General features: G+C 67.6%; 5 protein-coding genes and 1 pseudogene. 1 reads left to right on the top strand and 5 read right to left on the bottom strand.

Annotation, left to right across the window (positions count from 1 at the left end; all coding sequences use genetic code 11):
* Positions 1 to 352 precede the first annotated feature (352 nt).
* The 4 genes from OKJ99_RS07130 to OKJ99_RS07115 form a co-directional block, all read right to left on the bottom strand.
* A complete protein-coding gene (locus OKJ99_RS07130; RefSeq protein WP_326014940.1) occupies positions 353 to 850 on the bottom strand; it encodes a TetR/AcrR family transcriptional regulator in 498 nt (165 codons plus the stop codon).
* A gap of 201 nt (positions 851 to 1,051) precedes the next feature.
* A complete protein-coding gene (locus tag OKJ99_RS07125) occupies positions 1,052 to 1,642 on the bottom strand; it encodes a TMEM175 family protein (RefSeq protein WP_326014939.1) in 591 nt (196 codons plus the stop codon).
* A 313-nt stretch (positions 1,643 to 1,955) separates the two neighbouring features.
* Positions 1,956 to 2,093, bottom strand: coding sequence for a hypothetical protein (locus OKJ99_RS07120; RefSeq protein WP_326014937.1), 138 nt, complete (start codon positions 2,091 to 2,093; stop codon positions 1,956 to 1,958).
* A complete protein-coding gene (locus OKJ99_RS07115) occupies positions 2,090 to 3,499 on the bottom strand; it encodes an FAD-dependent oxidoreductase (RefSeq protein WP_326014936.1) in 1,410 nt (469 codons plus the stop codon). The genes OKJ99_RS07120 and OKJ99_RS07115 overlap by 4 nt, the downstream gene beginning before the upstream one ends.
* Positions 3,500 to 3,746: 247 nt before the next feature.
* Here OKJ99_RS07115 and OKJ99_RS07110 point away from each other — a divergent pair, with 247 nt between their 5' ends.
* Positions 3,747 to 4,748: a helix-turn-helix domain-containing protein gene (locus OKJ99_RS07110; RefSeq protein ID WP_326014934.1), complete on the top strand. Its 1,002-nt coding sequence runs from the start codon at positions 3,747 to 3,749 to the stop codon at positions 4,746 to 4,748.
* A 440-nt stretch (positions 4,749 to 5,188) separates the two neighbouring features.
* Here the strand turns inward: OKJ99_RS07110 and OKJ99_RS07105 are convergent.
* Positions 5,189 to 5,575, bottom strand: a pseudogene (locus OKJ99_RS07105) (hypothetical protein); the annotation flags it as partial.

Genomic DNA, 5,575 nt, shown 5'->3' with positions numbered 1-5,575 from the left:
CTTGCTCGATCTCGGCTACAAGAGAAACCATAACCACACCACCCACCAATGTCTACTCCAGCCACTACAGATTTCCGGGATCCGTGCGGAGAGATAGTCGGGTGCAGCCGCTGCACGGGTGCCCGGCCGTTCGACCTGCAGGTCTTGGCCGAGACCTGCAGGGCATGTAGTGGCCGCGCGGGCTGGGAACCTCTCGGCGGGGCGCCGCCCGAGCCCGAGCCCGCGAGCCTTGCCGTCGCGCACAGTCCGGCAGCTGACGCAGTTGGCGCCCGCATACGCCATTCACATTCGACACGTCGACGTACGGCACGACCCCGCCCGTCCCGCCCACGCGGCACGACTAGGTTCACCGTCAGGAAAGCCGAAGTGGCTGGGTTGGTTGCCTACTGATCTCTTCGAGGTGTTCGTCGTCGGCGACGTGGATCATCGCGTGTGCCGCGTGGACCATGGTCCGTAGGTCTGCGGTGTCGCGCTCTGCCTGGACCGCGCTGAGAGCCTGCACCCAGATATCCCAGACATCCAGGTAGTCCGCCTGGTACCGGCGCAGCGCCGCCCGCTCCCTGTCGGGGAGTTGACCCCGGTCGTGGGTGAGGATCCCCACGAGATGACGGTGCTCGATGGTGACGGCGATGTGGGCGCGCAGCCGCAGCTCCAGCGCTTCGCGGGGGTCGCGAGCGCGGGCCAGGGCCTGGTCGGCACCGGTGCGCAGGTGTTCCCCGCCGCGGTTCATGGCGGCGACCAGCATGTCGGTCTTGCTGGGGAAGTGCCGGTAGACCCCGGAGGCGACGATGCCCGCCGCCTCGCCGATGTCGGCCATGGTGGCCGACTGGTAACCCCGCTCGTCGAACAGCCGGATGGCCTCGGTGAACAGCTAGGGGCGGAGGCGTTCTCGCTGCGCCAGGTGAACTTGTCGAGGGGGCCGGTAAACCGGCTCGCTCACTGCCGCTGAAATGCCCCAACCGGAAGGTGGTACGGAGGGCAGCTGCCCTGTTGCCGCCGCATCGCCGAGCCGCGGCTCCGGCGGGTACCCGGGCACTGGCCGTCCCCGTGATCAGTGCGAGCGGCGCCGGCCCGTGAAGCGCAGCCGTCCCGGCAGGATCAGTAGCAGAAGGCTGTAGTACTGCAGCACCGGTAGGGCGAGGGCGATGGCAAACGCGACGACCATGGCGATGACGTTGACGCAACTGTCGGTGTACAAGTGCGCGATCCTCCGGCGGGTCTCTTCGCCATCGCCCTCGACCATCCCCGGGTTGCTCTTGAGAACCTTCAACATGGCTAGCCGGCACACCATGCTGACCAGGAGCACCGCGTAGTAGAACGCCGCCACGAACCGGTCGCTGCCGAAGGCACCGATCATCTCCGTCGGGAGTGGGAGCACGACGACCGACAGCAGCCACCCCATGTTCCACACCAACAGGGGGCGGGTGGCCTTACTGACCGTCGAGAAGCTTCGGTGGTGCTCCTGCCAGATGTTCGCGATGACCGCGAAGCTGAGCAGGAAGCTCCAGATTTGGTTGAGGTGGCCAGTGATCACCTCGCTGGCGCCCTCGTGGGCGGACGCAGCCTCGGGGACGAGGTCCACCAGCGGCAGGATCAGCAGGGTGATGGAGATCGCGGTCACCGCGTCGGTGAACAGCACCATTCGCTCTCCCGAGACACCCCCCTCCATCTTGTTCGGCGCGGGAACCGACGGCTCTCCCGGGCCGCCCCGTCCCGTTCCGTACTCGCCGATGACGCCATTGCCACTCATGTGTGTGCACCTCTCCCTTGTCATTGCCCGTCGCGTCTGCCGTCGGTATCGGACCCTGCTGGTCATAGACGCTCCAACGACCGCGCAGACTCCACCCATGGCGACAGCGAGCAGTTGACAGAGTCCGCAGCCGCTGCGCCCTACGCACAGGGTTCATCTTGGCTGGGCGCGGATGGTCGGAGCGTTCGGATTATGGATGGACTGTTCAAAATAGATCTTGGGTGAGCCCTTGTTCGGACGATCGCGTCAGCGGCGAACAAGTCAGCAGTTCTTCGAGCGCCGAGTCGTCGTGCACCGCCCGGGCCGACAGGCCGATGTACCGGTCGATCGTGGTGTCCGTCATTTCTCGGCAGCTCCTTCGGCGGCGGCCGCCGCTTTCCCCAGAAGCTCTGGGTCGAACAGCGTGCTGGGATGACGCAGCATGTAGGAGACGTCGTTGAAGGCTCGTGACACATCCGCGTCGACGAGCGTGGCGCCGACAATCTGCGCCATCCCCTGGCGCTGCTGCCGCACTTCCTCCGGCACCTCGGTACCGGTCTCGGCGTCGATGCGGGCGGCGTCACCTCCCGCGGACACGGCCCAGGCCGCGTCGACGACCACCTGCTGCAGACGGAAGAACTCCGTTGCCGCTGTGTCGAGGTCGGTGCCGCTGTCGAGGTAGGAGGCCAAGCAGGAGGCGTGCAGAGCGGCAGAGCTCATGCCCTGACCGTAGACAGGGTTGAAGGAGGCCACGGCGTCCCCCATGCTGACCAATCGCGCCGGCAGTTGGCCTGCTTCGGTGAAGTGGCGGCGCCTGCTGTCCGCCTGACGGTACGTCACCACCTCACGGGTGACGTCGCCGCTGGTGATGTCGCGCAAGATCGCGGGCAGCGCGGCACAGTGCGCACGGAACTCGTCGGTCGTCCTGCCAGGCCGGTTGTCGCCGTAGCCCATCAGCATGACGAGCCACTGCTGCTCCTCGATCGCGGTCGCCGCCGCGACGGACACTCCGCCCGACGGGTACCGCGGTGTGAACAGTTGCAGCACGGTCGCCACTTCCAGCTCCGAGAACTTCGCCGGGCGCTCGAACAGGGCGGTCGCGTAGTTGACCGGGGATTCCAGCCGTTCGAGCCGGGGCTGGTCGTAACCGTCCAGCCCGAGCCAGTTCGACAGCCTGCTGGAGCGTCCCATCGCGTCCACGACGAAGTCCGCCGCGAGGACCCCCTCCACCCGCTCCCCGGTCCCGTGCCCGGCGAAGCGCACGCCGGCGACGGCGCCGTCGCCGTACCGCAACCCGGTCGCCCGCGCCCGCAGGACCGAGACATTGGGCAGGGCGGTGACCCGGTCCCGAACGAGGCTTTCCAGCAGAGGACGCCCGACCGCGAGGAACTGGTGATCCGCGCCGTCCGGGACCTGCCGGATGTCATCGTGGCCGACAAACTGCTGGTCGGGTCCGACGAGCGACGCGCCCCGGTCCTGCGCCTCCCGCGAAACTCCGGGAAGCCACCGCTCGATCCACAGCCGGCCGGCCGGCAGCAGTGTGTGCACCTGCTGGTCCTGGGGCACCCCGGAGCGCGACTCGGCCTCAGCCGATGTGTCGTCGGGCTCGACGATGACTACCCTGCGCGCGCGGTCGGAGAGCACCCGTGCGGCGAGGAGCCCCGCGATACTCCCACCCATCACGCACGCCGTGTCGAAAAGAACAGGTACGTCGTGCGGCGGCTCAGCGCCAACCAGACTCTCGAAGAGAGCCACCACGGATTCGGACACCAAGTACTCCAGTTAATGAGTGAAACAGACCCGGACAGGCGGATCAGCGCCCAGGCGGTCGGAAGCAGGGACCCGGAGGTCCGGCGAAACCTGCTCGTCCCAAGGGAGAAAACCCGCTCGTGCCGGGGAGGCGGGAAGGCGTCCGATCATGATCACAAGGCCCGGACGCCGGCGACTTGTACGAGTCGGCCCCGTGCGTTGTACTTCCCTGCCACCCGGAACCGCACGGTGAGCCCGGCCGGGGTCGATGGCCAGGGGGAGGGGTACCTTGATCCGGATGAGCACCGAAGTCAGCGTGTCTCCGTGGCGGATCGGCAACCCTTCCACACCCATGGTTGACGTCACCGTGCCGTACGCGAACGAGAACCGGAACGGTGTGCTGCTCAGGGAGTGGCGGCGTCAGGCGGGCGAGTCGGTGCCGGCGCCGCCGATGCGGCTGCCGAGGCACAGCGAAGGGACATACCGCGCCCGCATCTGGAAGCAGAACCTGCTCGACCTCTTCCTGGAGGACCAGTACAGCGACGCGATCGCAGGGGCCACCGGGGGCCCGAGTGGGCACCTCGAGGACCGGATCGTGACAAGCGTGACCCTCAGTGGTGAGTGGCGCTTCACCACGGGAGGTCAGAGAGCCACCGCGGCGGCCGGAACCCTGTGCGCGCGCAGGAACGAGGATCTCTGGGACTTCGAGGTCGCCCGGGGCACCCGGGCGATCACCCTGGTCCTCCCCGCGAGCGAGATTCGCTTCCCGAAGAACACGCGGGCGGTCACCGCGGAACAGACGTCACCCGCCGCGGCCCTTCTGCTCGCCCACCTCCGTCTCTGTACGGAACTGGCGGACGGACTCGGTGCTGCCCCCTCCAGGGCCGCCCGCAACGCGACCCTGGAACTGTTCAGAGGACTGCTGAACGACCAGATCATCGACGACGCAGAGTTCGCACCCGCGCTCCTCAGAGCGGCGATGGACCACATAGAGGCCCGGCTGCTCGCCGACCCCGATCTCGGCCCCGGGGGGATCGCGGCGGCCCTGAACGTGTCCGTCCGCACCCTCTATCGCGCGTTCGGCCAAGGGGGCACGTCGTCGGTCATGGCATATGTGCGCGAACGCCGACTCGAACGTGCCAGGGCAGAGCTACTCTCGACACGCCTCACCGTTTCCGAGATCGCCGCCCGCTGGCACTTCGCCGACAGCAGCCATTTCGTCAAGGCATACAAGAAGCGATTCGCCGAGACTCCTACCGCAGGCCGGTAGCCCGCGCTGGACATCGGCCTGCCAGGAGTGCAATTAGCGGTCCGTGGCTGGTCGGGGAACGCCCCGCCTCGGGAGCGTCTGGGGCGCAACAGCGCCCCAGACAAACCGACTTGAGACCTAGAAGAACCCGAGCTTCTTCGGGCTGTATGAAACAAGAAGGTTCTTCGTCTGCTGGTGGTACGGGCTCGCCATAGCCTCTGAGCTGCGAGTATGGGTGGAATTGGTTGCGGCTGGGCCGAGTTGGCCCGCATCTGGTCCGGATCTTGGTGAGCAGGCGGTGCCAGCGGGAGCTGCGGGTTGCCTGGCCGAGGACGGTGAGGGCGCGGGCCGCCTGTTTGGCGGTTTCCTGTGCGTTCTGCGGCTCGATGGGCCCGGTGGTCGGGTGGGGCGCGATGGAGGGAAGTGCGGGGTTGTGGGCGAGGCAGCCGATCGCGGCGACGTCATCCGCCCGCAGTTCGGTGGTCTCGTCGACGGCGCGGCCCGCGACCAGATGTCCTAGTACCCACGGGACAAGTCCCTGCGGTCCTTCGACCGGTCAGGGTGACGATTTCGATGAAATCCGTCACCAGGAGGACGTCGGCCAGGGAGCGCAGGAAAGCGGTCCAGGTGGTGGTAGCTCGGCCGGGGGTCGGCTCGATGCCCTCGGCTTTGAGGATTTCCCAGACGGTGGAGGCGGCGACCTTGATGCCGGGGGTGGTGAGCTCGCCGTGGATGCGGCGGTAGCCCCAGGACGGGTTTTCGCCGGCCAGGCGCAGGATCAGCAGGCGGATGGAGCGCACGGTCGGGCCGTACGAGCAGCTGCAGGCGGCGTAGCGTCTCTTGGGGGA

This window comes from Streptomyces endophyticus (assembly GCF_035798155.1).
GTDB classification, from domain to species: domain Bacteria; phylum Actinomycetota; class Actinomycetes; order Streptomycetales; family Streptomycetaceae; genus Streptomyces; species Streptomyces endophyticus.
Note: the sequence above shows the minus strand (reverse complement) of the source record. Positions and strands in the feature narration are given on the sequence as shown.

Bases quoted from the DNA above. Each gene is read 5' to 3' on its own strand.
- OKJ99_RS07125 (WP_326014939.1), bottom strand. From the start codon at position 1,642: ATGGTGCTGTTCACCGACGCGGTGACCGCGATCTCCATCACCCTGCTG.
- OKJ99_RS07120 (WP_326014937.1), bottom strand. From the start codon at position 2,093: ATGACGGACACCACGATCGACCGGTACATCGGCCTGTCGGCCCGGGCG.
- OKJ99_RS07110 (WP_326014934.1), top strand. From the start codon at position 3,747: ATGGCCAGGGGGAGGGGTACCTTGATCCGGATGAGCACCGAAGTCAGC.